The following is a 26,175-nucleotide window of genomic DNA, read 5'->3' as shown; positions in this document are numbered from 1 at the left end:
GGGTTTTTTGTTTTCTGCTGCCCCGGTGCTGGCAATCGGATGCTGCCCTCCGTGCAGCACGCAGGTTGCGTTGACCGATGGTGCCCCACCGCCCCAATCATGCCTGCCGGCCCCCTCGGCGAGGGTGATACACTTTCGCCATTCCTCCCGGACGCCCCTCATGAAATTCTGCTCGAACTGTGGTCATGCGGTCGTGTTGCGCGTGCCTGACGGCGACAACCGCCCGCGCAGTGTTTGCGACAACTGCGGCACCATCCACTACGTCAATCCCCGCAACGTCGTCGGCACGATCCCGGTGTGGGAAGACAAGATCCTGCTGTGCAAGCGCGCGATCGAGCCGCGCTACGGGTTCTGGACCCTGCCGGCGGGCTTCATGGAGATCGGCGAGACCACCGCGCAGGCCGCCTCGCGCGAGACACTGGAAGAAGCCGGCGCGCGCGTGCAAGTTGGGGAACTGTTCTCGATACTGAACGTGCCGCATGTGCACCAGGTGCATCTTTTCTACCTGGCCACGCTGGACGACCTGGATGTCGCCCCCGGCGAGGAAAGCCTGGAGGTCAAGCTGGTGGAAGAGGCCGATGTGCCCTGGGATGAACTGGCGTTCCCCACCGTGATCCACACCCTGCGCTGCTTCTTTGCCGACCGCGCCGCCGGCCGGCTGCAGGACGGCAGCTTCCGGCTGCACAGCCTGGATATCGACAAGCCGATGCGCCCGCTGACCAGCCGGGCCACGGTCACGCCCTGAGCGGCGCGGCTGCCGCGCATCGCCCTACGGCGCAGCCCGCATGATTGCCTGGCTGGACCCGCAAGATCCGTTTCCGCCGGTTGCCGAGGCGCTTGGGCCCGATTCCGAGGCCCCCGGCCTGCTGGCGGCCAGCCGCGACCTGTCGCCCCAGCGGCTGCTGCTGGCGTACCGCCAGGGCATCTTCCCGTGGTATTCGAGTGGCCAGCCGGTGCTGTGGTGGAGCACCGATCCGCGCATGGTGCTGCCCCCGTCGGCGCTGCGCGTCTCGCTCAACCTGCGCAAGACCCTGCGCCGCGTGCTGCGCGATGCTGACTGGGAGATCCGCGTCGACGACGACTTCCTGGCGGTGATGCGCGCCTGTGCGACCACGCCGCGCGACGGCCAGGATGGCACCTGGATCACCGACGACATCATTGCCGCGTACGGTACGCTGCACCGCAACGGCATGGCCCATTCGGTCGAAAGCTGGTACCGCGGCGAACGCGTGGGCGGCCTGTATGGGGTGGCGCTGGGGCGGATGTTCTTCGGCGAATCGATGTTCGCGCACCGCACCGATGCATCAAAGATTGCGCTGGCGGCGCTGTGCGCGTTCCTCGGCAATCACGGCGTGGCGATGATAGACTGCCAGCAGGAAACCGACCACCTGGCCTCGCTGGGTGCGCGCCCGATCCCCCGCGCGGAATTCGTGGCCCATGTGCGGGCGGCGACGGCGCAACCGGCGATCAGCCCGTGGCGGTTCGACAAATCGGTGCTGGAGCGCTGGGCCGGGACGCCAGCCGCGCCGGCCGGCTGAAACCTGGCACGGGGCGCCCCGCTGACTGCGCGTCCGGCCGCATCGTCCCGCCCGGAGCCCCCTGAGTCATGAGCAAGCTGAAGGAACTTCCGCTCTCCGCGCTGCAGTTCTATGCCACGGCGCCCTACGCTTGCAGCTATCTCGACGGCCGCATGGCACGCTCCCAGGTCGCCACCCCGGCGCACCTGATCAATGCCGACGTCTATTCACGCCTGGTGCGCGCCGGCTTTCGCCGCAGCGGCATCTTCACCTACCGGCCGTATTGCGACGAATGCCACGCCTGCACGCCATGCCGCGTGGTGGTCGACCAGTTCGCGCCGGACCGCTCGCAGCGCCGCGCCTGGAGCCGCCACCAGCACCTGCAGGCACTGGTGGCGCCGCTGACCTATGTCGAAGAGCATTATTCGCTGTACCTGCTGTACCAGTCGATGCGCCACGCCGGCGGCGGCATGGACCAGGACAGCCGCGACCAGTACGAACAATTCCTGCTGCAGAGCCGCGTCAACTCCCGTCTGGTGGAGTTCCGCGAACCGCCGGGCTCGCCCGAGGCCGGGCGCCTGCGCATGGTCAGCATGATCGACGTGCTCGACGACGGACTGTCGTCGGTCTACACCTTCTACGACCCGCTCGAACGCAACGCCAGCTACGGCACCTACAACATCCTGTGGCAGATCCGCCAGACGCGCGAGCTGGGCCTGCCGCACCTCTACCTGGGCTACTGGATCGCCGACAGCCGCAAGATGGCCTACAAGGCACGCTTCCGGCCGCTGCAGGTGCTGACCGGCAACCACTGGCATGCGTTCGAGGACGAAGCCGGGGATACGGCCACCGCCGCGCCTGCACCCACCCGGGAATAGGCGGGTCGCGGCATCCGTCCGCGCGCTGCCCGGGTATGCGGCCCAGCCGCTACAATGCGGGCCTGGTATTCACTCTGCCCTGCCTCACGTGCTCAACGCGCTCTACCCCCTGTTTCGCCCGGCCCTGTTCTCGATGGATGCCGAGGACGCCCACCATTTCACGCTGAACAACCTGCTGCGCGCCCACCGCATGGGCCTGGGCGGCTGCATCGGCAATAAGATCGCCGACGACCCGCGCACGGTCATGGGGGTGCGTTTCCCCAACCCGGTCGGCCTGGCCGCGGGGCTGGACAAGGACGGCGCCTATATCGACGGGCTGGCCGCGCTCGGCTTCGGCTCTATCGAGGTGGGCACGGTCACGCCGCGCGCGCAGCCGGGCAACCCGCGCCCGCGCATGTTCCGGCTGCCGCAGGCAGATGCGCTGATCAACCGCATGGGCTTCAACAACGGCGGCGTCGATGCCTTTGTCGCCAATGTGCGGGCCTCGCGCTGGAAGGCCGAGGGCGGCGTGCTGGGGCTGAACATCGGCAAGAACGCCGATACGCCGATCGAGCGCGCCAACGATGACTACCTCTACTGCCTGGAGCGCGTCTACCCGCACGCCAGCTACGTGACGGTCAATATCTCGTCGCCCAACACCAAGAACCTGCGCCAGCTGCAAGGCGCGAGCGAGCTGGACAGCCTGCTGTCGACGCTGAAGGACGCGCAGCAGCGCCTGGCCGACCAGCACAAGCGCTACGTGCCGCTGGCGCTGAAGATCGCGCCGGACCTGGATGCCGACCAGGTCGGCAACATCGGCGACGCGCTGGTGCGGCACAAGATCGACGGCGTGATCGCCACCAACACCACCATCTCGCGCGAGGCGGTCAAGGGCCTGCCCCACGCTGAAGAAGCCGGTGGCCTGTCCGGCCGCCCGGTGTTCGAGGCCTCGACCCGGGTGGTGCGCGCGCTGCACGGCGTGGTCGGCGACGCGGTGCCGATCATCGGCGTGGGCGGCATCTTCGGCGGCGCCGATGCGCGCGCCAAGATCGATGCCGGCGCGAAGCTGGTGCAGGTCTACAGCGGCCTGATCTACCGCGGCCCGGCGCTGGTGCGCGAGTGCGCCGCGGCGCTGCGCGGCTGAGCCGGCGCCGTCAGGCAGGACTGGCGCGGCTCAACCCATCGCAGCCGGCCGCGTCAGTACGGAGCATTCACCACGACGTACTGGGTTCCCTGCGGCTGATACCAGGTGCTGCCGCATTGCTGGTACACCATGCCGCCATAGCTGACCGGGACGCAGCTTGGCGGGACCGAGCGCACGACCGACCCCACCACGGCAGCGGTCACAGCCACCGTTGCGGTAACGGCGGCAGCGGTGGCAACCGGATGGTAGTCATTGTCCCAGCCGCCGCAGCATCCGCCATGCGTGTCGACATTGACGTTGACGTTCCGGTTCGTATTGACGTTGACATTCCGGTTGGCACTGACACTGTTCACGCTGGCGCTGCGGACATTGTTCGTGCGCGCGTCGGCCCGCACGTTGCTGACCTGTGCGCCGCCGCCACCACCGCCGCGCCCCGCGGCGTGACCGCCGCCACGCGCTTCAGCCTGCGGCACCCAGCCATAGGTGGCAAGCACGACGGCACCCAGGACCGCGAGGAGGGACGTTTCGACTCGTTTCATGTGCCTCTCCTTCACTGGGTCTTGAGCGGAACGAACTTGGCCTCACGGGCGCCCTGCGGCGGCGTGAAGTGGAAGACGGAATCCTTGAAAGCCGGCTTCAGCTTCCAGTCCAGCCAGGTTACCGACTGCGGACGTGCCTCGTCAGCCCGGTTGGTCATCACCACCTTGCGCGGCACCGGACGGCTGCCGCTTGCAATCCAGATCTGCCAGTCGACCGCCTCCTGGCGCAAGGCATAGTGATCGCAGAGGGTGCCATCGATGTAGTCGCTGCCCGCATACATGGCCGAGGTGATGTTGTCCACGGGTGCCGCGGGCGTTCCCCACAGGAACAGGTCGCCGATCGGCACCTCGATCCCGAACCGCTGGCGCAGATGAACGATCAGATCGCCAAGGTTTTCCGTCACGCCGGCTGACGCGTAGTACTTTTGCGCCGGCTGGTAGAGCGTAACGGTCTTGCCGTCGTAGATCAGGTCACGTTGCGCGCGCGCGCTTCGCATCTGCGCCCGCATCTTGTTCGGCCGGTCGATGTCGACCTTGGCGGTCGCCGAATGCTGCAGCTTCTGGCCATCGGCCAGGACGCGCTCTCCGTCCAGGTCGATATCGACGCTGAAACGCTTCAGCGTCGACAGGTAGGTGCCCATGTTGTTCAGGGCCTGGATCACCGCCGGGTCCACGGCATTGGCTGCCGGCTTGCTGGCAGCCGCCGGTTCAGTGGAAGCCGCGGGCTGGACCGACGCGGGCTGGGTAACCGGCGCCGAAGCTGTCGGGGCCGGGCTGCTGCACGCCGCAAGCGAGACCCCCAGCACGGCAATACTCAAGACACGATACATAGCGAACCTCACAGGTTTTGATGCCATCACGGAGGACAATCCATCTCATCGCTCGCGGATCCGGCGATGTGCCGGAGAGTTCGGGGCAAAGCCCTCTTCCAGGGGTGTCCCGGCGCTGCCACGGTGGATGAATGCTAGCTGATCTGAAATTCCGGATATCGATCGGAAGACATGAATCTTTTCGAAACGTGAATTCAAGATCCCCGCTTTGACCGCCACTACGTGGCGCGTGCCGCATCGTTTTCATCATGCTGGTGAAAGCCAGGGATCGAGGAAAGCCTCGACACCCGGATCGCGCAATTGCATGAAGATGTCGCCGCCGCAATCAGGGTAATCCACAAGCAAAATATGAATCCCGCGCAATAAAATGCGCCTCGATGGCGGATTGCGGGCGTCTGACAGCATCCGATGCCCCACTTCGGCATGATGACTGTCCATATCGTGCGCGGGAAGTGGTATCCTCGCAGGCTTATCGCTGTCGCATCCGACGCGCCCGCGCACGCTCCCTCCAGCCGCAGGAAGCCGCCGCGCCCGCCCGGACCGGCACCGTACGCCAGCATGCGCGCGGGCCAGGACGGCGGACCGAACCATCCGCGGCCGTATCCAATCCAGAACCGAGTTTCGGGGGAGAACAGACAATGAAGTCCATCAGGGGTCTCGCAGCAACCAAGTCCATCCTGGGCGGCGCCGTGGCGCTGGCACTGCTGTACGGCGGCGCCGTGCAGGCCCAGACCGTCAAGGTGCTGTCGATCGTTGACCATCCCGCGCTGGACGCCATCCGCGACGGCGTGCGCGCCGAACTGAAGGCCGCCGGCTATGACGCCGACAAGAGCCTGAAGTGGGAATACCAGAGTGCCCAGGGCAACACCGGCACCGCGGCGCAGATCGCCCGCAAGTTCGTCGGCGACAACCCGAACGCCATCGTTGCCATCGCCACGCCGTCGGCCCAGGCCGTGGTTGCCGCCACCAAGACCGTGCCGGTGGTGTACTCGGGCGTGACCGATCCGGTCGCCGCGCAGCTGGTCAAGAGCTGGTCGGCCTCGGGCACCAACGTGACCGGCGTGTCGGACAAGCTGCCGCTGGACAAGCAGGTCGCCCTGATCAAGCGCGTGGTGCCCAAGGCCAAGACCGTGGGCATGGTCTACAACCCGGGCGAAGCCAACTCGGTGGTCGTGGTCAAGGAACTGAAGGAGCTGCTGGCCAAGGACGGCCTGACGCTCAAGGAAGCCGCCGCGCCGCGTACCGTTGACATCGGCCCGGCCGCCAAGAGCCTGATCGGCAAGGTCGACGTGATCTACACCAACACCGACAACAACGTGGTGTCGGCGTATGAGTCCCTGGTCAAGGTCGCCAACGAATCCAAGATCCCGCTGGTGGCCGCCGATACCGACAGCGTCAAGCGTGGCGCCGTGGCCGCGCTGGGCATCAACTACGGCGACCTCGGCCACCAGACCGGCAAGGTCGTAGTGCGCATCCTGAAGGGCGAGAAGCCGGGCGCGATCGCCTCGCAGACCAGCGACAACCTGGAGCTCTTCGTCAACACGGGCGCCGCTGCCAAGCAAGGCGTCACGCTGTCGCCTGAGCTGGTCAAGGAAGCCAAGACGGTCATCAAGTAAGCACAGACCAGCATTGCCCCCTGCCGCCGCAAGGCGGCGGGTGCTCCGTCGGGCCTATCCGGCCCGACGGGACAGAACAGGGCGAGGCGGCCGGCAGCCCCACACGGGCGTGCCGGCCCACCCGCCCCGAAGGCGGCGCCAAGGCAGCCGCCAGCCCCTGCAACAGGATTCCCCCATGTCCCTCTTTTCCCTTCTGGGCGCCCTGGAGATCGGCCTGATCTTCAGCCTGGTGGCGCTCGGGGTGCTGATCTCCTTCCGCATCCTCAACTTCCCCGACCTGACCGTTGATGGCAGCTTTCCGCTCGGCGGCGCCGTCGCCGCGACGCTGATCGCCGCCGGCCAGGACCCGTTCGTGGCCACTGCCGTGGCGATCGCGGCCGGCGCGCTGGCAGGCTTCATCACCGGCTGGCTCAATGTGCGCCTGAAGATCATGGATCTGCTCGCCAGTATCCTGATGATGATCGCGCTGTACTCGGTCAACCTGCGCATCATGGGCCGCCCCAATGTGCCGCTGATCACCGAGCCCACGCTGTTCACCATCCTGCAGCCCGAATGGCTGCCTGACTACGTGCTGCGCCCGCTGGTGCTGCTCGTGGTGGTGGTGGTGGCCAAGGTCGGCCTGGACTGGTTCTTCAGCTCGCAGCTGGGCCTGGCGATGCGCGCCACCGGCGCCAACCCGCGCATGGCCCGCTCGCAGGGCATCCCCACCGGCCGCGCCACGCTGGCCGGCATGGCGCTGTCCAATGCGCTGGTGGCACTGGCCGGCGCGCTGTTCGCGCAGACGCAGGGCGGCTCCGATATCTCCATGGGCATCGGCACCATCGTGATCGGCCTGGCCGCGGTGATCATCGGCGAAACCATCCTGCCGGCACGCCGCCTGATCTGGACCACGCTGGCCGTAGTGCTGGGCGCCATCCTGTACCGCTTCTTCATCGCGCTGGCGCTGAACAGCGACTTCATCGGCCTCAAGGCGCAGGACCTGAACCTGGTCACCGCCGCGCTGGTGACGATCGCGCTGGTGCTGCCGGCGACCCGCAAGAAGCTGTTCGCCCGCAAGAACGGAGGTGCCTGAGATGCTGCGCGCACAAGACCTGAAGCTCACCTTCAACCCGGGCACCCCGATCGAGACCCGCGCCCTGCGCGGCCTCAGCCTGGAGATCCCGAGCGGCCAGTTCGTGGCCGTGATCGGCTCCAACGGCGCCGGCAAGTCGACCTTCCTGAACGCGATCAGCGGCGACCAGATGGTCGACTCGGGCCGCATTGCCATCGATGACACCGACGTCACGCGCCAGCCCGCATGGGACCGCGCCCAACTGGTGGCCCGCGTGTTCCAGGACCCGATGGCCGGCACCTGCGAGGCGCTGACCATCGAGGAAAACATGGCCCTGGCCATGGCCCGCGGCAGCCGCCGCGGCTTCCGCCCGGCACTAAACCGCGTCTCGCGCGAGCTGTTCCGCGAGAAGCTGCGCCTGCTCAACCTGGGCCTGGAAAACCGCCTGACCGACCGCATCGGCCTGCTCTCCGGTGGCCAGCGCCAGGCGGTGAGCCTGCTGATGGCGTCGCTGCAGCCGTCGCGCATTCTGCTGCTGGACGAGCACACGGCCGCACTGGATCCGAAGACCGCGGCCTTCGTGCTGGAACTGACCGCGCGCATCGTCGAGGAAAGCAAGCTGACCACGATGATGGTGACGCACAGCATGCGCCAGGCGCTGGACTATGGGCAGCGCACGGTGATGCTGCACCAGGGGCAGGTGGTGCTGGACGTGTCGGGCGACAAGCGCAAGGGCCTGGATGTGCCGGACCTGCTGAAGATGTTTGAGCAGACGCGGCACGAGCAGCTGGATGATGATGCGCTCTTGCTGGGTTGAAGACAGCGTGCAATGAAGAGGGGGAGCCAGGCGGCTCCCCTTTTTCATGCCAGTGCGCGACGCGTCAGTCGATAGTGATATGCCGCTGCCGAATCACGCCGGCCCAGCGCGTACTTTCCTTCTGGATGGTGGTGGCAAGCTGCTGCGGCGTGCCGCCGGCCGCTTCCATCCCCAGCGTGGCCAGCTTTTCCTTCAGCGTCGCATCAGCCAGCACTGCATCAACATGCTGACTGAGCTTGCGCACGATCTCCGCGGGCGTACCGGCCGGGGCCATCAGCGCATACCACGACAACGCCTCGAACTTCGGGAAGCCCTGTTCGGCGATGGTCGGTACATCGGGCAGCACCGCCGAGCGCTTGGCGCTGGCCACACCCAGCGGGCGCAGCTTGCCGGCCTTGATATAGGGCAGCGCCGCCGACATCTGCGCGAACATCATCGTCACCTGGCCGCCGACCACATCGGTCATGGCCGGGCTGATGCCCTTGTACGGCACGTGGTTCAGCTTGACATGGGCATCCAGCTGCAGCAGTTCGCCGGCCAAGTGCGCCTGGCTGCCGGCGCCGGGCGAAGCAAAGCTCAGCTCACCCGGCTTCTGCCCGGCCAGCTTGAGCAGTTCCGCCAGCGATTTGACTGGCGTGGCCGCATTGACCACCAGCACGTTCTCGGCGGTGGCCAGCATCGCCACCGGCGCCAGGTCGGCCGGCTTGTACGGCAGGTTCGGCATCAGCGTGGGGTTAACCGCGATATTGCCGACCGGCACCAGCGCCAGCGTATAGCCGTCGGGCGCGGCCTTGGCCACCATGTCGACGCCGATGGTGCCGGCGGCGCCGGCCTTGTTCTCCACCAGCACGCTCTGGCCGGTGGCCTTGGCGATGCCTTCGCCGACCGCGCGGCCGAGCACATCGGCGGGCCCGCCGGCGGCGAACGGCACCACGATGCGCACCGGCTTGGCGGGATACCCAGGCGGCTGGGCCAGCGCGGGTGCGGCAGCGAGCCACGGGGCGCAGGCCGCGATGCAGGCAAGCACGCAGCGCATGGCCATGCGTCGAAGGACAGGATTTACGGCGGGCTTCACGGCAGCTTCCACATCAGGTTTCACAGCGGTCTTCATGACGGTTTCCCCTATTTGGCAGTGATCAGGCTTGGCTCCCCCACCGCGCCGGCAGTCTAGTTATCGTGCTTGGCCGTGCCCGGTCCGGCATCGGTCAGCGCAAACCCCGCCTGGTCCGCTTCGCGTGCGAGTTCAGGCAGAACGGCATAGTCGGCCGGTTGCACCGGCGCAAAGCGCGCCAGCCCCAGCATGGACAGCAACGCGCTCCCCGTTGCACCCTCATGCAGCGTCAGCAGCGCGGCACGCACATACGCGCACTCGTGCGGGTCGGCCTGCGCGGAGGCGACCAGCGGCGGGATCGGCGCGGCCGGGGTCACCTCCAGCGTTTTCAGCTGCCCCGCGAGCCCGGGTTCGAAGCGGCGCAGCAGGTCCAGCACATAGCTGTCGACCACTCCCACCTCGGCATCCCCGCCGATGACCGCGTCGATGACTTGGCGCGGGGTCGGCGTGGGTGCGGCGGCAGGCCGGTACAGCGCACGGGTGCCGGCCGGCGCCAGCCGCATCAGGTGATGGCGCGGCGCGTTGTAGCCCGAGTTGGACTCAGGCAGCATGCATGCCAGCCGAGCGCCGAAGGTCTGCGCCAGCGCCTGCACCGGCGCGTCAGCACGCACGATGAATTCGCTGAAGTAGACCGGGCGCCCGCCGTAGCGCGCCAGCGCCGGCACCGGCGCGGCCAGCAATTGCGGCGTTGCCGGCGCGCTGGCATAGGGATAGCCGCACATGAATACGCAGCCGCAGTCCAGCCGCGCCCACAACGCGTTGACCGGGGCCGGCGCGGGATGTTCGACATATGGCAGGTCCACGCCGGCGCGGTCGGCCACGTGCGCCAACAGCGCGCGCCACGCCTGCTCCACCGGCGCGCTGACCGAGTACATGCGGGCGTTGGCGATCATGCGTAGAGCAACCTCTGGCCCAGGCCGCGGCTCTCGGCCTTTTTCAGGATAGCGTGGCCCAGCGCGATATCGCTCAGCGACAGGCCGCGGTGCCAGAACAGGTTGGTCTCGTCGTCGCTCTGGCGGCCCGGCTTGCGCCCGGCGACGATCTCGCCCAGTTCGGCATAGAGCGTCTGTTCCGACAGCTTGCCGGCTTCCACATGCGCGCGCAGCGAGCCGAACATGCCGCCCTTGCACTGGCCCCAGTCATCCACCACCATCCTGGTCATGATGTCGGTCAGCGACAGCTCGACCGCGCTCATGGTGCCGTACGGCACGATAAAGGCGCCGGGCTTGATCCACTCGGTCTTCAGCATCGGCGTCGGCCGCTCCAGGCGCGAGGCCTCGATCACGATATCGGCGCCGCGCACGCACGACTCCCAGTCTTCGGTGACGACGATCTTCTTGCCGAGATCACGCTCCAGCCTCGCGGCGAAGGCATTGCGGCTTTCGGGGCGGCGCGAGTGCACGCGGATCTCGTCGAAGTCGAACAGGCTGTCGAGCAGGCGCACATTCCAGTAGGAGGTGCCGCGCGCGCCGATATGGCCCAGCACCTTGCTGTTGCGGCGCGCCAGATGCTTGGCGCCGAGCGCGGTTAGCGCGCCGGTGCGGGCATCGGTAATGAAGGTGGCATCGATCATCGCCACCGGCATGCCGGTGCGCGGATCGAACAGGTTGAGCATCGCCATTTCCGATGGCAGCCCGAGCTTGTAGTTGTCGACGAAGTCGCCGACGATCTTGACGCCTGCCAGCCCCAGCGGCGCCACATAGCCGCGCAACACGTTGAAGTGGCCGTTGAAGGCGGGGTCGGGAATCAGGTGCACGCGTGGCTCGATCACGGTCTGGCCGTTGCCCTGCGCCACGAGCGCCTGCTCGACCGCGTCGAGGATCTCGGCGTCGGTCATTTCCAGGCGTGCGATGTCCTTGCCGTTGATGTAGGTGAGATGGATGTCGCTCATACAGTCTCCTGCCTCCGGGATGGAAAACCCTGCACATCGCTGGTGCGTGCCCTGCGGCGCGCGGCGTGTGTCGATGGAGTTCAGTGTAGGTATGGCGCCATTGACTGTCATATGCTTATATGTCCGCCAGCCTTAACATCAGGTTAATGTCATGAAAATGAACCTGCGCCAGATCGAGGTGTTCCGCGCGGTGATGCTGACCGGCTCGATCAGCGGTGCGTCCAAGCTGCTGTACGTGTCGCAGCCGGCCATCAGCCGGTTGATGTCGCACACCGAGCAACGCCTCGGCCTGGAATTGTTCCGCCGCACCAAGGGGCGGCTCTACCCTACGCCGGAAGCGCGGCGCCTGCTGGGCGAAGTGAATGCGGTCTATGAAGGGATCGAGCGCGTCAACGAGATCGCCGAGGACCTCGCGGCCAACCGCACCGGCAGCCTGCGCCTCACATGCAGCCCCAACCTGGGCCAGACCGTGCTGCCGCGCGCCATCGCGAGCTTTCGCGCTGCGCACCCGGCGGTGCGGGTGGTGGTGCGTACGCAGATCCCCGGCAATATGCTGCGCGCGTTACTGTCGGGACAGGTGGACCTGGCCGTGTCGAACATGCCGCTGGTGCACCCCAACCTGGAGGCGCGCCTGCTGGTAAAGAACGCGATCGTGGCGCTGGTGCCGGTGGATCACCGGCTGGCCACGCGGAGTTGGGTGCGCCCGGCCGAGCTGGTCGGGGAGGACCTGATCGGCTACGGACCGGACGTGCCGTTCGGATTGCTGGTCCATGAGATGTTCGGCAGCGAGGGCAACCAGCCCGATATGCGCGTGCAGGTGGAGCAGGCGCACGTGGCGCGCGCGCTGGCGCAGGCCGGCGCCGGCATCGCGCTGGTCGATGCCATGACCGTGTTCGGCCAGAGCTGGCCCAATATCGTCGCGGTGCCGGTACGCACCAAGGTCAATGCCTCGGTGCAGATCTTCCATGTGCAGACCGAACCGCTGTCGCGGCTATCGCTGGAATTCGTGGATACGCTGACGGGGATGATGAAGGGTTAGTGGTGCTGTACTGAAGCCTCAGACTGTTGCCGCCTTGTCCAGCCAGCGCGTCAGCTGGTCTGTCACAGCCGAGCTCGAGAACGAGCAGCTATCCTGCGCGAACACTGCCGACATCTCGAGCCGGCGCAGCAGCTCTTCCATTGCCTGCCCGTAGACCGGCGGCAGCGCCAGCCCCGTACCGGCTTCGCGCCATGCGCGCACCAGGTCGCCAGCGGGCATCGATCCGGCCAGGTGCTGGTCCAGTGCGGCACGCATGCGCACCAGTGCTTCGTTGTTGGCGGCGCTCATGAACGTGCCCTCCTTTCCTTGTACAGTTCGCGGAACGTGCGGCCCGACGGGGCCGGCATGTCGCGGGTTTCGGTCCAGCCCTTGCCGGCCATCGGCAGGCTGGCAATCAGCTTGTTGCTGCCGCCCATGCGGCCCAGCAGCCAGGCGCCGATGCGGGTGGCAAAGGCATACAGCTCCGGGCGCTTGGCGACGTAGCCCCACGCCTGCAGCGCGAAGCGCTCCTGCCATGGGCGCAGCCCGCGTTCCATCTGCTTCTCGCGCAGCTTGCGCAGCAGGTCCGACAGCGGGATCGATGCCGGGCACACGCGGTTGCACTCGCCGCACATGGTCGCCGCCTGTGGCAGGTCGATCGCATTGGCGAGGCCGACATAGCTTGGCGTCAGCACGCTGCCCATCGGTCCCGGGTAGACCCAGCCATAGGCATGGCCGCCGATCTTCTGGTACACCGGGCAATGATTCATGCAGGCGCCGCAGCGGATACAGCGCAGCATCTCCTGGAAGTCGCCGCCGATCAGCCCGGTGCGGCCGCCATCGACCAGCACGAAGTACATGTGCTCGGGGCCGTCGCGCTCGCCCTCGGCGCGCGGGCCGGTCAGCAGCGAGAAGTAGTTCGAGATGGCCTGGCCGGTGGCCGAGCGCGGCAGCAGGCGCATCACCGTGGCCAGGTCTTCCAGCGTCGGCAGCACCTTTTCGATGCCGGTCACGGCCACGTGCACGCGCGGCATCACCGTGCACATGCCTTCGTTGCCCTCGTTGGTGACCACCGCCACCGAGCCGGTCTCGGCAATGATGAAGTTGCCGCCGGTGACGCCCATGTCGGCGCTCAGGAACTCGGGCCGCAGCACTTCGCGCGCCTCGCGCGTCATCTCCGGGATCTCGGTCAGCCGCGGCTTGTGGTGAACCCTAGCGAACAGGTCGGCGATCTCGTCCTTGTCCTTGTGCACCACCGGCGCAATGATGTGCGACGGCGGCTCCGAGTCGTTGATCTGCAGGATGTATTCGCCCAGGTCGGTCTCGATGCTCTGCACGCCCATCTCGCCCAGCACCTGGTTCAGCCGCATTTCCTCGGTCACCATGGACTTGCTCTTGATGACCTTCTTCACGTCATGCTTCTGCGCGATCTCGGCCACCAGGCGCGCGGCATCGGCGGTGGTCTCGGCAAACAGCACCGTGGCGCCGCGCCTGGTCGCGTTCTCTTCGAAGGTGGCCAGCCAGACGTCGAGGTTTTCCAGCGCGCGGTTGCGGCGCTCCTTGAGGGCCTCGCGCGTGGCGTCGAAGTCGATATCGCGGATCGCATCCGCGCGGGCCGTGACGAACTTGGTCGAAAGCTTCTTCAGGTTCTGCTGCAGGCGCTGGTCGGCCAGCTTCTGGCCGGCGCGCGCCTTGAATTCCATGCTGTGGACTTGCATCGTGGCGATTCCCCGGATTTCAGCGGATGTCAGGCGTCGCCCGCCAGCACCTGGGCGATATGCAGCACGCGCGTGCTGCTGTCGCCGGTGCGGCGCAGGCGGCCTTCGATATTGAGGATGCAACCCAGGTCGCCCAGCACCACCGTATCGGCGCCGCTGGCCTTGATGTTGGCGCACTTCTCATCGACGATCGCCGTCGAGATATTGCCGTACTTGACCGAGAAGGTGCCGCCAAAACCGCAGCAGGCTTCGCAATCCTTCATTTCTGTCAGCTGCACGCCCGGCAGGCGCGACAGCAGCTCACGCGGCTGCTGCTTGACGCCCAGCTCGCGCAGGCCGGAACAGGAATCGTGATAGGTGACATGGCCCGAGAACGACGACGGCAGCGTCTGCACCCTGGCCACGTTGACCAGGAAATCCGTCAGCTCGAACACGCGTTCGCGCAGGCGCTCGTAGCGGCCGTTGAGTTCGGGATCGTTGTGCAGCAGGTCGCCGTAATGCTGGCGGATCATGCCGCCGCAACTGCCCGACGGCACCACGATGTAGTCGAACATCTCGAACTCGCGCAGGAATTTCTCCGCCAGGTCGCGCGACACCGCGCGCTCGCCCGAGTTGTAGGCCGGCTGGCCGCAGCAGGTCTGCGCCTCGGGCACCATGACCTCGTAGCCGGCGGCTTCCAGCAGCTTGAGCACCGAAAACCCGATTTCCGGACGCATCAGGTCCACCAGGCAGGTGGCGAACAGACCAACTCGCATTGTCGACTTCTCCAGACCCCGAAACCCCACAATTATGCGCGTTTGCGTCGCGCGTGGCGCACAAACCGTTCAGCAAGGGCGTGAATCAGGTGCAATGCACATCACTTGCGCGAGCGACATCACCGGGCATTTCTTACGGTAATGTCATTTCACCTATTGAAATTTTCACAATGCGAGATAGAATCAGGCAGACGCTTAAAAATGCCGCACGGCAACATTTCTCTTTTTTCCCATCTATGTCCGACGCAGACAAGTCACCCGGCAAGACGTCCATCCAGGTCATCGAGCGCATGATGACCCTGCTGGACGCGCTCGCGCAGCACGCCGACCCGGTCAGCCTGAAAGAGCTGTCACTGGCCACGGGGCTGCATCCCTCAACTGCCCACCGCATCCTCAACGACATGGTGGCCTGCCGCTTTGTCGACCGCTCCGATCCCGGCAGCTACCGGCTCGGCATGCGGCTGCTGGAACTGGGCAACCTGGTCAAGGCACGCCTGTCGGTGCGCGACGCGGCGCTGGCGCCGATGCGCGCGCTGCACCGCGTCACCGGCCAGACCGTGAACCTGTCGGTGCGCCAGGGCGACGAGATCGTCTACATCGAGCGCGCCTACAGCGAGCGCTCGGGCATGCAGGTGGTGCGCGCCATCGGCGGCCGCGCGCCGCTGCACCTGACCTCGGTCGGCAAGCTGTTCCTGGCTGCGGACGAAGCCGCGCGCGTGCGCAACTACGCCACCCGCACCGGGCTGGCCGGACATACGCGCACCTCGATCACCGACCTGACCAAGCTCGAGCGGGAACTCAGCTGGGTGCGCTCCAACGGCTATGCGCGCGACAATGAAGAGCTGGAACTTGGCGTGCGCTGCATTGCCGCCGGCATCTATGACGATTCGCGCCGGCTGGTGGCCGGGCTGTCGCTGTCGGCGCCGGCCGACCGGCTGCAGGACAGCTGGCTGCAGAACCTGAAGGACACGGCGCTGCAGATCTCGCGCGGCATGGGCTACGTGACCGAAGCTGCCGCCTGAAAAGACCGAATCACCAGCCACCGCCAACGCGCGGATTGCCATCATGGCAGTCCGCGCGTTTTGCTTTGGGGCCGCGGCCATCCCAATTCAATGGTTTACCCTATGTTTTCAGATAACCAGCAAACCTTATAATCGGCACTATGCGAACCCGTGCCGTCACCCTCACCGAACAGGTCACCCGCCAGTTGCGCGCCGACATCGAAAGCGGCACCTACCCCGTCGGCAGCCGACTGCCGACCGGCAGGCAGCTGGCCGAGCAGTACGGCGTCAGCGCCGCGGTGATCCGCGAAGTCACCGAGCACCTGCGCTCGCAGGGGCTCGTCGAGTCACGCCAGGGCGTTGGCTGCACGGTGCGCTCGCGTACCGGCGCGGCGGGGTTCCAGCTGCCGCGCGAACCCGATATCGACGCCAGCGGGCTGGCGGACCTGTACGACCTGCGCATCGACCTGGAAGGCGCCGCCGCGGCGCTGGCCGCCGCGCGCCGCAGCGATGAGGACGTGGCCGCACTGAGCGGGTTGCTGCAGCGGCTGCACGCTCATCTCTATGACCCGCAGCCGGCCGCCGATATCGACGCCGCCTTCCATATCGGCATTGCCGCCGCCACGCACAACCCCTACTACCGCCAGCTGCTGCAGTACCTGAACCTGCAGCTGCACCAGGCCGTGGCCACCGCGCGCGCCAATACGCTGCGCCAGGCCGGCCTGGCCGAGACCGTGCATGCCGAGCATGAAGCGATCGTCGATGCTATCCGCCGTGGCGATGCCGCGGCAGCCCGCGCCGCCGCGGTGACGCACCTGCAATGCGCCGCACGCCGACTTGGCCTTGTGCTGCGCACGCGCGCCGATGAAACGTCGACAGCGCGCGCCAGCAGCCACCCTTCCCTTTCCTGAAACGACACCGCCATCATGCAAACCGGCCAATTCGCCCAGCGGCTCACCGAGGCCCTCGGCGCCGACACCGTCCTGACCAACCCCGACGACATCGCCCCGTGGCTGTCCGACTGGCGCGGCATCTACCGCGGCCAGGCCCAGGCCGTGCTGCGGCCGCGTACCGTGGACGAGGTGTCGCGCGCCCTGGCGCTGTGCCAGCAGGCCGCGGTGCCGGTGGTGCCGCGCGGCGGCAATACCGGCCTGTGCGGCGGCGCCACACCCGATGCGCAGGCGCAGAACGTGGTGCTGAGCCTGGATCGCATGAACGCGGTGCGCTCGCTCGACACCATCGCCAACACCATGGTTGCCGAGGCCGGCTGCATCCTCGGCAACCTGCGCCGCGCGGCGCAAGACGCCAACCGGTTGCTGCCGCTGTCGCTGGCGGCTGAAGATTCATGCCAGATCGGCGGCAACCTTGCGACCAATGCCGGCGGCGTGAACGTGGTGCGCTATGGCATGGCGCGCGAGCTGGTGCTGGGCGTGGAAGCCGTGCTGCCCAACGGCGAGGTCTTCCACGGCCTGCGCACGCTGCGCAAGGACAATACCGGCTATGACCTGAAGCAGTTGCTGATCGGCTCCGAAGGCACGCTCGGCGTGATCACCGCGGCCGCGCTGCGGCTGTTCCCGCGCACCGACACGCGCAGCGTGGTGCTGGCGGCGGTGGCCTCACCGGCGCAGTCGCTGGCACTCTACGAGCTGCTGTTCGCGCAATGCGGCGCGCGCCTGCAGGCCTTCGAGTTCTTTACCGGCGACTGCCTGGACCTGGTGCTCACGCACGCGGAAGGGGTGCAGGAACCGTTTGCGCAGCGCTACCCCGCCTATGTGCTGGTGGAACTGGCCGACACCACCGATGAAGCGGCACTGAACGCGCTGCTCGAACGCGTCATCGGCGAGGCGCTGGAGCGCGAGCTGTGCCTCGATGCAGCCGTGTCTGCCTCGCTCGCACAATTGCAGGCGCTGTGGAAACTGCGCGAGGAAATCTCCGAGGCACAGCGCGCCGACGGCCCGCACCTGAAGCACGACATCTCGCTGCCGATCGAGCAGATCCCGGCCTTCATGACCTCGATGGAAACGCGGCTGCGTGGGCTCGATCCCGCCATCCGGCCCTTTATCTTCGGGCACTTCGGCGACGGCAACCTGCACTACAACCTGTCGCGCCCAGCCGGCGCGCCCAGGGACTGGGCGGCCACGCAAGGCGATGCGGTGACCGACGCAGTGCTGGACGAAGTGATGCGCTACGGCGGCAGCATCAGCGCCGAGCATGGCATCGGCCAGCTCAAGCGCTATGCCTTCCTGGCCATGAAGGACCCGCTGGAACTGCGGCTGATGCGCGAAATCAAGGCCGTGTTCGACCCGGCCGGGATCATGAACCCCGGCAAGCTGCTCTGACGGCCGCGGCCGCCAAAAAGAAAAACGCGCCGTAGCACGGCGCGTTTTTTCCGGTCAGGCGTTCCGTATCAAATGCCGCGCGACTGCTGCGAAGCCAGGATCGCGTGCGCGCCGCCCGGAGCCTGCGTCAGGTTCGGCGACGACGGGAAGCCACGCTGCGGGGACGATGGCGACGGCGCATGCTCCAGCCATTCCTTGACGCGGTTGGCATCGGCAAAGCGCGACAGCTTGCCGGCCGAGTCCAGGAACACCATCACCACGTTGCGGCCCTGGACCTTGGCCTGCATCACCAGGCACTGGCCAGCTTCGGAGATAAAGCCGGTCTTCTGCAGGCCGATCTCCCAGTTGCCGCCGCGCACCAGGCGGTTGGTGCTGACGTAGTGCTGGGTGCGGCCCATCACGTTGACCTCATGCTCGGTCTGCGTCGAGAACTCGCGGATGGTCGGGTTGCGGTACGCTGCGTTGACCATGCGCACCAGGTCTGTCGCGCTCGACACATTGCTGCTCGACAGCCCGCTGGAATCGACGAAGTGGCTGTCGTTCATGCCCAGCTCGCGGGCCTTGCGGTTCATCGCCTGCACAAAGGCCGGCAGGCCGCCCGGATAGTTGCGGCCCAGTGCCGACGCGGCGCGGTTCTCGGACGACATCAACGCCAGCAGCAGCAGTTCCTGGCGCGTCAACTGCGTACCGAAGCGCAGGCGCGAACTGCTGTGCTTCTCGGTGTCGCGGTCGTCCTCGGAGATGGTCAGGACTTCGTCCATCGGCAGGCGGGCGTCCATCACCACCAGCGCGGTCATCAGCTTGGTGATCGAGGCAATCGGCAGCACCGCGCTGGCGTTCTTCTGGAACAGCACCTCGTTTGAGTTCTGGTCCATCACCAGCGCCACGCTGGAACGCAGTGCCAGCGCGTCATCGGTGTCGCGCAAGCCCATGGCTTCGCCAAGCGACGGCTTGGCCGGGGTGAAGACGGCGCGCACGGGTGCCGCGCGCTGGGCCACAACGGTATGGCGCTTGCCGTTCCTCAGCACCACCACCTTGCGCGTGCTGCTTGCTTCGCTCTTGGCGACCTTGCCGCCACGCGAACTCTTGGCGACAGTCTTCGAAGCACTCTTTTTCTCGGCGTTAGCCGATTTTGCCTGCTTCTTGGACGTTTTTTGGGTGGTTGCAGACGTGGTGGCCGCTAGGGCCACGGGTGCCGCGACCATCGACACCGACACCAGGACCGCGGCAGCAACAGCGGACAGGGGTGCGGAGCCGAAGAATCTGGAAAAAATGGAATCAGACCGGAACATGATTCGTTCAGCGCATAGGAATGGCGCTAGTGTAGGAAAGAAAGAAATTGTTAGCAAGATTAAAGACTTACAGACGCTCCTTAAAGTTCGATTTGCAAACATTTCCACATTGTGGAAAAAGCAACCAAAAGGTCACGTTTGCATGCGAACCGCCTCTGGCTTGCCCCGGGCGTACCCGGGTTCACCTTGCTGCCTCCTGGAAACACTCCAGCCAACACAGGGAAGTCACCTTGTATATCGGCATTCATCGTTACACATTGATACAAGCTTTACTATGAGAGGAAACGCGCGAACTCGCTGACCGGTTCACGTTCCGTGGTCAGTTGGTTCTCGATCGCTTCCGGGTCGGCAAAACCCAGTGACATGCCGCACACCACCATTTCCTCCGGCGGCAGCCGCAGGTGACTGCCGATGATCTTGTGGAATTGCGTGAACGCCGCCTGCGGGCAGGTATCGAGCCCCCGCGCCCGGGCGGCGACCATGATGCTTTGCAGGAACATGCCGTAGTCCAGCCAGCTGCCCTGCTCCATGATGCGGTCGATGGTGAAGATCATCCCCACCGGCGCATCGAAGAAACGGAAGTTGCGCGCATGCTGTTCATGCATGCGCGCCTTGTCTTCACGGCTGATCTCAAGCAGCCCGTACAGGTCCCAACCCACCTTGCGCCGCCGCGACAAGTAGGGATCGGCCCACTCGCGCGGGTAGTACGGATACTCCTCCAGGTACTTGCTGTCGCGCTCGGGGTCTTCGTAGGCGCCCAGCACATCGGCGCACAGCTTGGCCTTGGCCTCGCCGGACAGCACATAGACGCGCCACGGCTGCGTATTGGTGCCCGACGGCGCACGGCTGGCCACGGCCAGGATTTCTTCGACGGTCCGGCGCGGCACCTGCGTATCGAGAAAGGCCCGCACCGAACGCCGCGTCAGGATCGCGCGATCCACGCAGTCCACGGCATCCTGCGAACCGAATTGCACCTCGTGGGACATCTTGTTCATCTCCTGTTGCCCCGTTCCTACCGTTGCCCGCCCGCCACCGCGTCGGTCATCACCAACGGCAGCAGCGCCTCGCGCAGCGGCTCGGGCAACGGCACCGGCCGGCGCGTGGCGCGATCGACATAGACGTGGATGAAATGCCCCTGCGCGGCGGCGATCTCGTTGTCGCCGCTGAACAGCCCGACCTCATAGCGCACGCTCGACGTGCCCAGCCTTGCCACGCGCAGGCCGGCCACGACGGTCTCGGGGAAGCTGAGCGACGAGAAGTAGTTGCACTGCGTCTCGATCACCAGCCCGATCGTGTCGCCCGATGTGACATCGAGCACGCCCTGCCGGATCAGGTAGGTATTCACCACGGTATCAAAATAACTGTAGTAGACAACGTTGTTAACGTGGCCATAGACATCGTTATCCATCCAACGCGTGGTGATCGGCTGGAAGTACAGATAGGCACTGCGCGACTCGGCTTGCGGTTTCATGAGACGTGGACGGAACAGGATGGAATAGGAATACTCTGAAGTAGCCGCGTACGCGACTCGAACGCGCCGCGGCTAGCGGCGGATGACAAGTGCGACACCCAGCGCCGCGAGCACCATGCCGGCAGCGGCCAGCGGCGGAAAGCGCTCGCCGAAGAGCAGCCAGGCCATCACTGCGGTAGTGGGCGGCGTCAGGTACATCAGGCTCGACACCTTGGTGGCCGCGCCCTGCCGGATCAGCAGGAACAGCAGCGAGATCGCGCCGATCGACAGCGCCACCACCGACCACGCCATGGCACCGAACATCGCGGCACTCCACTGCACCGCGCGGGTCTCGAACAGGAACATGAACGGCACGCACGCAAGTGCCGCCGCGGCGAACTGGATCACCGAGCCCATGCGCAGGTCGAACACCGGGCAGTAGTGCTTCTGGTAGACCGTGCCGACCGTGATGCTGAGCAAGGCGCCACCCGCCAGTGCCAGGCTTGCCGGCGTGAGCCCGCTGGCACCCAGTTTGTTGGCCACCACCAGTGCCACGCCGGCAATGCCCAGCAGCAACCCCAGCCACTGGCGCGCGCCGATGCGCTCACCCATGCGCGTGGCGATCAGCGCGGTCAGGATCGGCTGCATGCCGACGATCAGCGCCGATATGCCGGCGGGCATGCCAAGCTTGATCGCCGCCCAGACGCCGCCCAGGTAGCCCGTCTGCAGCAGCAGCCCGGCGACGGCGATATGGCCGACGGCGCGCCAGTCCGTTTCCGCCTTGCCTGGCAGGCGCGGCAGCGGCACGCGCGCCAGCAGCACGAATGGCACCATCAGCACCACCACGCCGGCAAAGCGCAGGAACAGGAAGGTCATCGGCTCCGCATACGGCATGCCGTATTTGGCGACGATAAAGCCGGTGCTCCAGATCAGCACGAACAGCCACGGCATCGACGCCACCCACAGGGTGGCGCGGGCGCTTGCCGCTGCGCCGCCTTGCTCCATCACGCCACTCATGAGGCCAGCGCCACCTGTGCATGGCGCGCGTGATATTGCGCGGCTAGGCTCACAGTCTGCGCGTGGACCGCAACCGTATCCTCGATCTGGTTGCCGTAGCCGCCCGCCATCGCCACTGCCACCGGCAATTGGCGTGCATGCGCGGCATCGAACACCAGCCGGTCGCGCCGTGCCAGGCCCGCCAGGGTCAGCCTGAGCCGCCCGAGGCGATCGCCCTCATGCGGATCGGCACCGGCCAGGTAGATGAGCAGTTCAGGATCGAAGCGACTGAACAGCGTGTCCAGCGCCGCCTGCAGCGCCTGCGCATAGGTGTCGTCGTCGCAGCCGTCTGGCAGGCCGACGTCCAGGTTGCTGGCTTCTTTGCGGAACGGATAGTTCTTCTCGCCATGCAGCGACAGCGTGAACACGGAGGGATCGCCTTGCAGGATCGACGCGGTGCCGTTGCCCTGGTGCACGTCCAGGTCGACCACGGCCACGCGGCGCACGGCACCATCGCGCTGCAGCACGCGGGCCGCAATGGCGGCATCGTTGAACACGCAGAAGCCGCCGCCCTTGTCGGCATACGCATGGTGGGTGCCGCCCGCCAGGTTCACGGCAACGCCTTCGCGCAGCGCCGTCCGGCAGGCCTCGATGGTGGCGCCGGCGGAGCGCCGCGAGCGTTCCACCATGGCCTCGGACCACGGGAAGCCGATTTCGCGCTGGCGCGCCGCGTCGAGCGTGCCGGTTGACGCGGCCTGCACGTACCCGGGCGTGTGCGCCAGCAACAAGGCGTCGTCGCCCGCGCGCGGCGCCTCCACCAGGCGCAACCCCGGCACCTGCGCCGCGACGGCATCGCGCAGCATGCTGTACTTGCGCATCGGGAAACGGTGCCCGGGTGGCAGTGGCAGCACAAAGTGGTCGGCGTAGAAAGCGAGCATGGAAGTGGCCTGGGCGGTTCGGTTCACGTCTTGTTGGATTCCCGGCGGCGGCCAGCCGTGCGGGCGCGGGCAATCCGGGATGGTAGCACCCCTGCCCGGCCGTCGCCGGAGCGTGCCGGGATAGCGCAGCCGCCACATCCGTACATCGTCTGCAACGCTCTTTTGTGCATCGCACAAAATCCACTTGACATTGAATCCGGCGTCTCTACAATAGGAATTGTTGCGGCGCACCAAACAAGAAATGCGCCTTGACCCACCCACACGCCTGGGCTGGCCGAATCCGGCACAACACCGTCACGGCCCTGACATCTAGGCGGCTTAATTTGCTAGACCTTGAAGTTCACCACTGGAGACCAGCAATGATCCTCACCCCGGAACAAGTTGCAGCAGCGCAAAAGGCCAACCTCGAAACGCTGTTCGGCCTGACCACCAAGGCGTTTGAAGGCGTCGAAAAGCTCGTCGAGCTGAACCTGCAGGTCGTCAAGACCTCGTTCGCAGAAAGCGTCGACAACGCCAAGAAGGCACTGTCGGCCAAGGACGCGCAGGAACTGCTGGCCATCCAGGCCGCAGCCGTGCAGCCGGTTGCCGAAAAGACCCTGGCCTACACGCGCCACCTGTATGAAATCGCTTCGGAAACCCAGAGCGAGTTCACCAAGGTAGCCGAGGCCCAACTGGCCGAAGGCTCGAAGAACGTGCAAGCCCTGGTCGAGAACCTCGCCAAGAACGCCCCGGCCGGTTCGGAATCGACCGTGGCCATCGTGAAGTCGGCGATCTCCGCTGCCAACAACGCCTACGAGTCGGTGCAGAAGGCGACCAAGCAAGCGGTCGAAATCGCTGAAACCAACTTCCAGGCTGCGGCAACGGCTGCCACCAAGGCTGCCCAGCAAGCCAGCGCCACGGCCCGTACGGCCACGGCGAAGAAGACGACGGCTGCCTGATAGCAGTCTGCGTTGAAGATGGACCGGCTACGGCCGGTCCGTTGGCAAAGCATATCGACGCCTGGCGTTTGCGGTGTGCTTTGCCAACGATGAAGGTAGTGCCCTGACTGAGTTGCACCGGCGCTGCCTTGTCTGCCGATGTCTCCTCGGTACCGCGGTCTCCTTGTCCAAAGGTATCGTTAAACCCGACCTCTACAGGTCGGGCTTTTTTTTTGCGCTTCCCCCTTCCACCAGGTTGGTCCCAGCGACCAGCGGCTGTGGGCACTGCGCCTGCATGCCGGCTTATTCCCCGATGTACACAGGAATCCGCCGCCGCCCGAACTGACGCTCAAAATTCCCGAAACGTCCTGCAATCTGCGCAAAGCAGTCCGGGCAAGTTCCCGTGGGCGTCAGGCGATAGCTTTCGATCGCATGCCAGTCGCGCACAATGAGCTGCGCGCGGCAAACAGGGCAATACGTGGTGGCACCGGCAGTATCGTGGACGTTGCCGGTGTAGACGTAATGCAGCCCCTCCGCCAACGCGTGCTTGCGAGCGCGCGCAAGGGTGGAGCATGGTGTCGGCGGCACGTCGCGCATCTTGTAGTCCGGATGGAATCCGGTGAAGTGCAGCGGAACGTCGGGCCCAAGCTCCCTGGCGATCCACTGGGCCTCGGCGCGAATCTCGTCATCGCTGTCGTTCTTGCCGGGAATGAGCAGCGTCGTGATCTCCAGCCAGACATCGGTTTCGTGTTTCAGGTACTGGAGCGTCTCCAGTACCGGCTGCAGGTGCGCCCCGGTGAAGGCAACATAGAACGCGTCGGTAAAGCCTTTCAGGTCGACGTTTGCCGCATCCATCCTGGCGTAGAAATCACGCCGCGCCTGGGCGCCCATATACCCGGCGGTCACTGCCACCGCCTTGATCCCCAGTTCGTGGCAGGCATCGGCTACGTCCATGGCGTATTCGGCGAAGATCACCGGGTCGTTGTAGGTGAAGGCCACGCTCTTGCAACCATGTGCCGCCGCCGATGCGGCGATCGCTTCGGGCATGGCCGCATCGGCCAGGGTCTCCATCTCGCGCGATTTACTGATATCCCAGTTCTGGCAGAACTTGCAGGCCAGGTTGCAGCCGGCCGTGCCGAACGACAGGACGGCGGAGCCCGGGTAAAAGTGGTTGAGCGGCTTCTTCTCTACAGGATCGATACAGAAGCCCGACGAGCGGCCGTAGGCGGTCAGCACCATCCGATCGCCGACCCGCTGGCGCACGAAGCAAGCGCCGCGCTGCTCGCCGTGCAGGCGGCAGTTGCGCGGGCACAGGTCGCATTGCATGCGACCGTCATCCAGGAAATGCCAGTAACGGCCGGGGTAGCTCCCTGAACCGGGCACATCCTTCATGGATGGTCCTTGTGCGGCTTGCTGATCACGGTTACCGACAACACATCCAGGTCGAAGAACGGGCTGTCCGCCGGAGGCGGGGGCAATCCGGCACCCCAGCCGGCGATGGCATGCTTGATGTACTCTGCCATCTGCTCGTCGGCAACGTCCCTGGGCTGGTCGATCATCACGACATAGCGGCGAGTGCTCATGGCGGATCCTTTATGGCGCCCATGACAGGCAACCATGGTGGCATCACGAACGTGTCCGGCATCATCGATGCCGGCGACCCCATTCACGCGGCGTTCAGCGATATACCAGCACCGGAATCTTGCTGTGGGTCAGTACCTTCAGGGTTTCGCTGCCGATCAGCAGACCCTTCACACCCCTGTGTCCATGAGATGCCATGACAATCAGGTCACAATCCTTTTCTTCGGCAGCCTTGATGATGGCATCGTAGGGGTGGTCGTCGACCACGCTGCTGGTGTCACAAGGCACGCCTGCCGCGGCGGCCTCTCGGGCGATGCCGTCCAGGTATTTCGATGCGTCCTCGAGGACCGCCTCTTCGAACTGCTCTCGGGTGTCGGTGAGCATTTCGGTGTGGTAAGTCGTGATGTGGAAATCCGGGCAGGCGCGCACCGCCGTAATGCTGGCTTGCGTCTCCTGCGCGAACACCAGTGCCTTGCGAAAGGCCGCTTCGGCCAGGGCGGAGCCGTCTACCGCAACAAGAAGATGCCTGAACACGTCGTGCCTCCTTGTCAGCTGAACGGTAGCCACACGGGGGGCCACCGGATCCCGCCAGCAGACATCTGGCAAGCGAACGGCCGCGTGCGAATATGCAGTGCCGCCCTCGGTTGCATTGAGGTGCATGCCGGCTGCATTCAGTATAGGCAGCGAAGATCTTGCGCCGCTCCTGTCGCAAACTGCATCCCGGCCGCGATGCAAGCGGTTGTGGCACCAGATCTCGCGGACGCCGCCAAATCTTGGCGGTTAATTGCATAATTGCC

At 66.0% G+C, this 26,175-nt stretch carries 29 protein-coding genes; 12 read left to right on the top strand and 17 right to left on the bottom strand.

The features are described from left to right. Positions 1 to 160 precede the first annotated feature (160 nt). The 4 genes from KB879_RS07240 (at position 161) to KB879_RS07225 (ending at position 3,518) form a co-directional block, all read left to right on the top strand. On the top strand, positions 161 to 745 hold the full coding sequence (locus tag KB879_RS07240; protein WP_153956161.1) for an NUDIX hydrolase: 585 nt from the start codon (positions 161 to 163) through the stop codon (positions 743 to 745). Between the two features lie 40 nt (positions 746 to 785). Further along, positions 786 to 1,538: a leucyl/phenylalanyl-tRNA--protein transferase gene (gene aat / locus KB879_RS07235; protein ID WP_013956418.1), complete on the top strand. Its 753-nt coding sequence runs from the start codon at positions 786 to 788 to the stop codon at positions 1,536 to 1,538. A gap of 68 nt (positions 1,539 to 1,606) precedes the next feature. Then, positions 1,607 to 2,395: an arginyltransferase gene (locus KB879_RS07230; protein ID WP_013956417.1), complete on the top strand. Its 789-nt coding sequence runs from the start codon at positions 1,607 to 1,609 to the stop codon at positions 2,393 to 2,395. A gap of 88 nt (positions 2,396 to 2,483) precedes the next feature. Then, positions 2,484 to 3,518 (top strand): quinone-dependent dihydroorotate dehydrogenase, encoded by a 1,035-nt coding sequence (locus KB879_RS07225; RefSeq protein ID WP_114136441.1) that lies wholly within the window; start codon positions 2,484 to 2,486, stop codon positions 3,516 to 3,518. Between the two features lie 53 nt (positions 3,519 to 3,571). Here KB879_RS07225 and KB879_RS07220 read toward each other — a convergent pair whose 3' ends face one another. The 3 genes from KB879_RS07220 to KB879_RS07210 all read right to left on the bottom strand — a co-directional run bounded on the left by KB879_RS07220 (position 3,572) and on the right by KB879_RS07210 (position 5,325). Then, the gene (locus tag KB879_RS07220; protein WP_013956415.1) at positions 3,572 to 4,057 is read right to left on the bottom strand and encodes a hypothetical protein; all 486 of its coding nucleotides are present in this window, start codon (positions 4,055 to 4,057) and stop codon (positions 3,572 to 3,574) included. Between the two features lie 11 nt (positions 4,058 to 4,068). Beyond that, complete coding sequence (locus KB879_RS07215) at positions 4,069 to 4,887, bottom strand: DUF2092 domain-containing protein (RefSeq protein ID WP_013956414.1); 819 nt, start codon at positions 4,885 to 4,887, stop codon at positions 4,069 to 4,071. Between the two features lie 246 nt (positions 4,888 to 5,133). Further along, entirely contained in the window at positions 5,134 to 5,325 is a 192-nt protein-coding gene (locus KB879_RS07210) for a hypothetical protein (RefSeq protein ID WP_148271572.1), read from the bottom strand. Between the two features lie 200 nt (positions 5,326 to 5,525). Here KB879_RS07210 and KB879_RS07205 point away from each other — a divergent pair, with 200 nt between their 5' ends. From KB879_RS07205 to KB879_RS07195, 3 genes are all read left to right on the top strand, one after another. Continuing rightward, positions 5,526 to 6,503 (top strand): ABC transporter substrate-binding protein, encoded by a 978-nt coding sequence (locus KB879_RS07205; RefSeq protein WP_013956413.1) that lies wholly within the window; start codon positions 5,526 to 5,528, stop codon positions 6,501 to 6,503. 175 nt (positions 6,504 to 6,678) lie between these two features. Next, positions 6,679 to 7,575, top strand: coding sequence for an ABC transporter permease (locus KB879_RS07200; RefSeq protein WP_013956412.1), 897 nt, complete (start codon positions 6,679 to 6,681; stop codon positions 7,573 to 7,575). Between the two features lies 1 nt (position 7,576). After that, entirely contained in the window at positions 7,577 to 8,371 is a 795-nt protein-coding gene (locus KB879_RS07195; RefSeq protein ID WP_013956411.1) for an ABC transporter ATP-binding protein, read from the top strand. A gap of 64 nt (positions 8,372 to 8,435) precedes the next feature. Here the strand turns inward: KB879_RS07195 and KB879_RS07190 are convergent, their stop codons facing one another. Genes KB879_RS07190 through KB879_RS07180 form a run of 3 tightly spaced genes read right to left on the bottom strand, consistent with a single transcriptional unit; the run spans position 8,436 to position 11,373 of the window. Further along, positions 8,436 to 9,482 (bottom strand): tripartite tricarboxylate transporter substrate binding protein, encoded by a 1,047-nt coding sequence (locus tag KB879_RS07190; protein ID WP_211980971.1) that lies wholly within the window; start codon positions 9,480 to 9,482, stop codon positions 8,436 to 8,438. 56 nt (positions 9,483 to 9,538) lie between these two features. Further along, positions 9,539 to 10,375 carry a phosphate/phosphite/phosphonate ABC transporter substrate-binding protein gene (locus tag KB879_RS07185; RefSeq protein WP_013956409.1) on the bottom strand — a complete coding sequence of 279 codons (837 nt, stop codon included), beginning with the start codon at positions 10,373 to 10,375 and terminating at the stop codon, positions 9,539 to 9,541. Further along, on the bottom strand, positions 10,372 to 11,373 hold the full coding sequence (locus KB879_RS07180) for an ornithine cyclodeaminase family protein (protein ID WP_013956408.1): 1,002 nt from the start codon (positions 11,371 to 11,373) through the stop codon (positions 10,372 to 10,374). Before KB879_RS07180 ends, KB879_RS07185 begins: the two co-directional genes overlap by 4 nt. A 151-nt stretch (positions 11,374 to 11,524) precedes the next feature. Here KB879_RS07180 and KB879_RS07175 point away from each other — a divergent pair, with 151 nt between their 5' ends. Beyond that, positions 11,525 to 12,412 (top strand): LysR substrate-binding domain-containing protein, encoded by an 888-nt coding sequence (locus KB879_RS07175; protein ID WP_013956407.1) that lies wholly within the window; start codon positions 11,525 to 11,527, stop codon positions 12,410 to 12,412. Between the two features lie 18 nt (positions 12,413 to 12,430). Here the strand turns inward: KB879_RS07175 and KB879_RS07170 are convergent, their stop codons facing one another. Genes KB879_RS07170 through KB879_RS07160 form a run of 3 tightly spaced genes read right to left on the bottom strand, consistent with a single transcriptional unit; the run spans position 12,431 to position 14,864 of the window. Further along, positions 12,431 to 12,700 carry a hypothetical protein gene (locus KB879_RS07170; RefSeq protein ID WP_153956159.1) on the bottom strand — a complete coding sequence of 90 codons (270 nt, stop codon included), beginning with the start codon at positions 12,698 to 12,700 and terminating at the stop codon, positions 12,431 to 12,433. Beyond that, positions 12,697 to 14,109, bottom strand: coding sequence for a LutB/LldF family L-lactate oxidation iron-sulfur protein (locus tag KB879_RS07165; protein WP_153956158.1), 1,413 nt, complete (start codon positions 14,107 to 14,109; stop codon positions 12,697 to 12,699). Before KB879_RS07165 ends, KB879_RS07170 begins: the two co-directional genes overlap by 4 nt. Positions 14,110 to 14,138: 29 nt before the next feature. After that, positions 14,139 to 14,864 (bottom strand): (Fe-S)-binding protein, encoded by a 726-nt coding sequence (locus KB879_RS07160; protein WP_011615043.1) that lies wholly within the window; start codon positions 14,862 to 14,864, stop codon positions 14,139 to 14,141. A gap of 236 nt (positions 14,865 to 15,100) precedes the next feature. Here KB879_RS07160 and KB879_RS07155 point away from each other — a divergent pair, with 236 nt between their 5' ends. From KB879_RS07155 to KB879_RS07145, 3 genes are all read left to right on the top strand, one after another. Next, complete coding sequence (locus KB879_RS07155; RefSeq protein WP_013956405.1) at positions 15,101 to 15,886, top strand: IclR family transcriptional regulator; 786 nt, start codon at positions 15,101 to 15,103, stop codon at positions 15,884 to 15,886. Positions 15,887 to 16,026: 140 nt separating this feature from the next. After that, positions 16,027 to 16,776, top strand: a complete 750-nt coding sequence (locus tag KB879_RS07150) for a FadR/GntR family transcriptional regulator (protein ID WP_153956157.1) — start codon at positions 16,027 to 16,029, stop codon at positions 16,774 to 16,776. 15 nt (positions 16,777 to 16,791) lie between these two features. Continuing rightward, a complete protein-coding gene (locus KB879_RS07145; protein ID WP_211980970.1) occupies positions 16,792 to 18,204 on the top strand; it encodes an FAD-binding oxidoreductase in 1,413 nt (470 codons plus the stop codon). Between the two features lie 68 nt (positions 18,205 to 18,272). Here the strand turns inward: KB879_RS07145 and pbpG are convergent, their stop codons facing one another. The 5 genes from pbpG to KB879_RS07120 all read right to left on the bottom strand — a co-directional run bounded on the left by pbpG (position 18,273) and on the right by KB879_RS07120 (position 22,880). Next, complete coding sequence (gene pbpG / locus KB879_RS07140; protein ID WP_211980969.1) at positions 18,273 to 19,496, bottom strand: D-alanyl-D-alanine endopeptidase; 1,224 nt, start codon at positions 19,494 to 19,496, stop codon at positions 18,273 to 18,275. A 272-nt stretch (positions 19,497 to 19,768) separates the two neighbouring features. Next, positions 19,769 to 20,491, bottom strand: coding sequence for a nitroreductase (locus KB879_RS07135; protein ID WP_153956154.1), 723 nt, complete (start codon positions 20,489 to 20,491; stop codon positions 19,769 to 19,771). 17 nt (positions 20,492 to 20,508) lie between these two features. Further along, positions 20,509 to 20,967: a thioesterase family protein gene (locus tag KB879_RS07130; RefSeq protein ID WP_211980968.1), complete on the bottom strand. Its 459-nt coding sequence runs from the start codon at positions 20,965 to 20,967 to the stop codon at positions 20,509 to 20,511. Between the two features lie 72 nt (positions 20,968 to 21,039). After that, complete coding sequence (locus KB879_RS07125; RefSeq protein WP_249221260.1) at positions 21,040 to 21,963, bottom strand: DMT family transporter; 924 nt, start codon at positions 21,961 to 21,963, stop codon at positions 21,040 to 21,042. Then, positions 21,960 to 22,880, bottom strand: coding sequence for a histone deacetylase (locus KB879_RS07120; RefSeq protein ID WP_041228360.1), 921 nt, complete (start codon positions 22,878 to 22,880; stop codon positions 21,960 to 21,962). The genes KB879_RS07125 and KB879_RS07120 overlap by 4 nt, the downstream gene beginning before the upstream one ends. Before the next feature lie 359 nt (positions 22,881 to 23,239). On the opposite strand from KB879_RS07120, the gene phaP1 reads away from it, so the two are divergent. Further along, positions 23,240 to 23,818, top strand: coding sequence for a TIGR01841 family phasin PhaP1 (phaP1, locus tag KB879_RS07115; protein ID WP_013956397.1), 579 nt, complete (start codon positions 23,240 to 23,242; stop codon positions 23,816 to 23,818). Between the two features lie 282 nt (positions 23,819 to 24,100). Here the strand turns inward: phaP1 and amrS are convergent, their stop codons facing one another. The 3 genes from amrS to KB879_RS07100 all read right to left on the bottom strand — a co-directional run bounded on the left by amrS (position 24,101) and on the right by KB879_RS07100 (position 25,912). Next, positions 24,101 to 25,189, bottom strand: coding sequence for an AmmeMemoRadiSam system radical SAM enzyme (gene amrS / locus KB879_RS07110; RefSeq protein ID WP_153956152.1), 1,089 nt, complete (start codon positions 25,187 to 25,189; stop codon positions 24,101 to 24,103). Beyond that, positions 25,186 to 25,380, bottom strand: coding sequence for a hypothetical protein (locus KB879_RS07105; protein WP_013956395.1), 195 nt, complete (start codon positions 25,378 to 25,380; stop codon positions 25,186 to 25,188). The genes amrS and KB879_RS07105 overlap by 4 nt, the downstream gene beginning before the upstream one ends. 94 nt (positions 25,381 to 25,474) lie before the next feature. Continuing rightward, on the bottom strand, positions 25,475 to 25,912 hold the full coding sequence (locus tag KB879_RS07100) for a universal stress protein (protein ID WP_041227872.1): 438 nt from the start codon (positions 25,910 to 25,912) through the stop codon (positions 25,475 to 25,477). Positions 25,913 to 26,175 lie beyond the last annotated feature (263 nt).

This window comes from Cupriavidus sp. KK10 (assembly GCF_018223725.1).
GTDB classification, from domain to species: Bacteria; Pseudomonadota; Gammaproteobacteria; order Burkholderiales; family Burkholderiaceae; genus Cupriavidus; species Cupriavidus necator.
The sequence above is the reverse complement of the archived record's forward strand: the minus strand, read 5'-3'. Positions and strand labels throughout refer to the sequence as shown.

What these genes read in the sequence shown, in the direction of transcription:
- KB879_RS07190 (WP_211980971.1), bottom strand. Translation starts at nt 9,482, where the DNA reads ATGAAGACCGCTGTGAAACCTGATGTGGAAGCTGCCGTGAAGCCCGCC.
- KB879_RS07220 (WP_013956415.1), bottom strand. Translation starts at nt 4,057, where the DNA reads ATGAAACGAGTCGAAACGTCCCTCCTCGCGGTCCTGGGTGCCGTCGTG.
- KB879_RS07175 (WP_013956407.1), top strand. Translation starts at nt 11,525, where the DNA reads ATGAAAATGAACCTGCGCCAGATCGAGGTGTTCCGCGCGGTGATGCTG.
- KB879_RS07215 (WP_013956414.1), bottom strand. Translation starts at nt 4,887, where the DNA reads ATGTATCGTGTCTTGAGTATTGCCGTGCTGGGGGTCTCGCTTGCGGCG.
- KB879_RS07120 (WP_041228360.1), bottom strand. Translation starts at nt 22,880, where the DNA reads ATGCTCGCTTTCTACGCCGACCACTTTGTGCTGCCACTGCCACCCGGG.
- KB879_RS07160 (WP_011615043.1), bottom strand. Translation starts at nt 14,864, where the DNA reads ATGCGAGTTGGTCTGTTCGCCACCTGCCTGGTGGACCTGATGCGTCCG.
- KB879_RS07135 (WP_153956154.1), bottom strand. Translation starts at nt 20,491, where the DNA reads ATGAACAAGATGTCCCACGAGGTGCAATTCGGTTCGCAGGATGCCGTG.
- KB879_RS07185 (WP_013956409.1), bottom strand. Translation starts at nt 10,375, where the DNA reads ATGATCGCCAACGCCCGCATGTACTCGGTCAGCGCGCCGGTGGAGCAG.
- KB879_RS07205 (WP_013956413.1), top strand. Translation starts at nt 5,526, where the DNA reads ATGAAGTCCATCAGGGGTCTCGCAGCAACCAAGTCCATCCTGGGCGGC.
- KB879_RS07105 (WP_013956395.1), bottom strand. Translation starts at nt 25,380, where the DNA reads ATGAGCACTCGCCGCTATGTCGTGATGATCGACCAGCCCAGGGACGTT.
- KB879_RS07145 (WP_211980970.1), top strand. Translation starts at nt 16,792, where the DNA reads ATGCAAACCGGCCAATTCGCCCAGCGGCTCACCGAGGCCCTCGGCGCC.
- KB879_RS07155 (WP_013956405.1), top strand. Translation starts at nt 15,101, where the DNA reads ATGTCCGACGCAGACAAGTCACCCGGCAAGACGTCCATCCAGGTCATC.
- amrS (WP_153956152.1), bottom strand. Translation starts at nt 25,189, where the DNA reads ATGAAGGATGTGCCCGGTTCAGGGAGCTACCCCGGCCGTTACTGGCAT.
- KB879_RS07195 (WP_013956411.1), top strand. Translation starts at nt 7,577, where the DNA reads ATGCTGCGCGCACAAGACCTGAAGCTCACCTTCAACCCGGGCACCCCG.
- KB879_RS07230 (WP_013956417.1), top strand. Translation starts at nt 1,607, where the DNA reads ATGAGCAAGCTGAAGGAACTTCCGCTCTCCGCGCTGCAGTTCTATGCC.
- KB879_RS07180 (WP_013956408.1), bottom strand. Translation starts at nt 11,373, where the DNA reads ATGAGCGACATCCATCTCACCTACATCAACGGCAAGGACATCGCACGC.
- KB879_RS07130 (WP_211980968.1), bottom strand. Translation starts at nt 20,967, where the DNA reads ATGAAACCGCAAGCCGAGTCGCGCAGTGCCTATCTGTACTTCCAGCCG.
- phaP1 (WP_013956397.1), top strand. Translation starts at nt 23,240, where the DNA reads ATGATCCTCACCCCGGAACAAGTTGCAGCAGCGCAAAAGGCCAACCTC.
- KB879_RS07125 (WP_249221260.1), bottom strand. Translation starts at nt 21,963, where the DNA reads ATGAGTGGCGTGATGGAGCAAGGCGGCGCAGCGGCAAGCGCCCGCGCC.
- KB879_RS07200 (WP_013956412.1), top strand. Translation starts at nt 6,679, where the DNA reads ATGTCCCTCTTTTCCCTTCTGGGCGCCCTGGAGATCGGCCTGATCTTC.
- KB879_RS07210 (WP_148271572.1), bottom strand. Translation starts at nt 5,325, where the DNA reads ATGGACAGTCATCATGCCGAAGTGGGGCATCGGATGCTGTCAGACGCC.
- KB879_RS07170 (WP_153956159.1), bottom strand. Translation starts at nt 12,700, where the DNA reads ATGAGCGCCGCCAACAACGAAGCACTGGTGCGCATGCGTGCCGCACTG.
- aat (WP_013956418.1), top strand. Translation starts at nt 786, where the DNA reads ATGATTGCCTGGCTGGACCCGCAAGATCCGTTTCCGCCGGTTGCCGAG.
- KB879_RS07240 (WP_153956161.1), top strand. Translation starts at nt 161, where the DNA reads ATGAAATTCTGCTCGAACTGTGGTCATGCGGTCGTGTTGCGCGTGCCT.
- pbpG (WP_211980969.1), bottom strand. Translation starts at nt 19,496, where the DNA reads ATGTTCCGGTCTGATTCCATTTTTTCCAGATTCTTCGGCTCCGCACCC.
- KB879_RS07165 (WP_153956158.1), bottom strand. Translation starts at nt 14,109, where the DNA reads ATGCAAGTCCACAGCATGGAATTCAAGGCGCGCGCCGGCCAGAAGCTG.
- KB879_RS07150 (WP_153956157.1), top strand. Translation starts at nt 16,027, where the DNA reads ATGCGAACCCGTGCCGTCACCCTCACCGAACAGGTCACCCGCCAGTTG.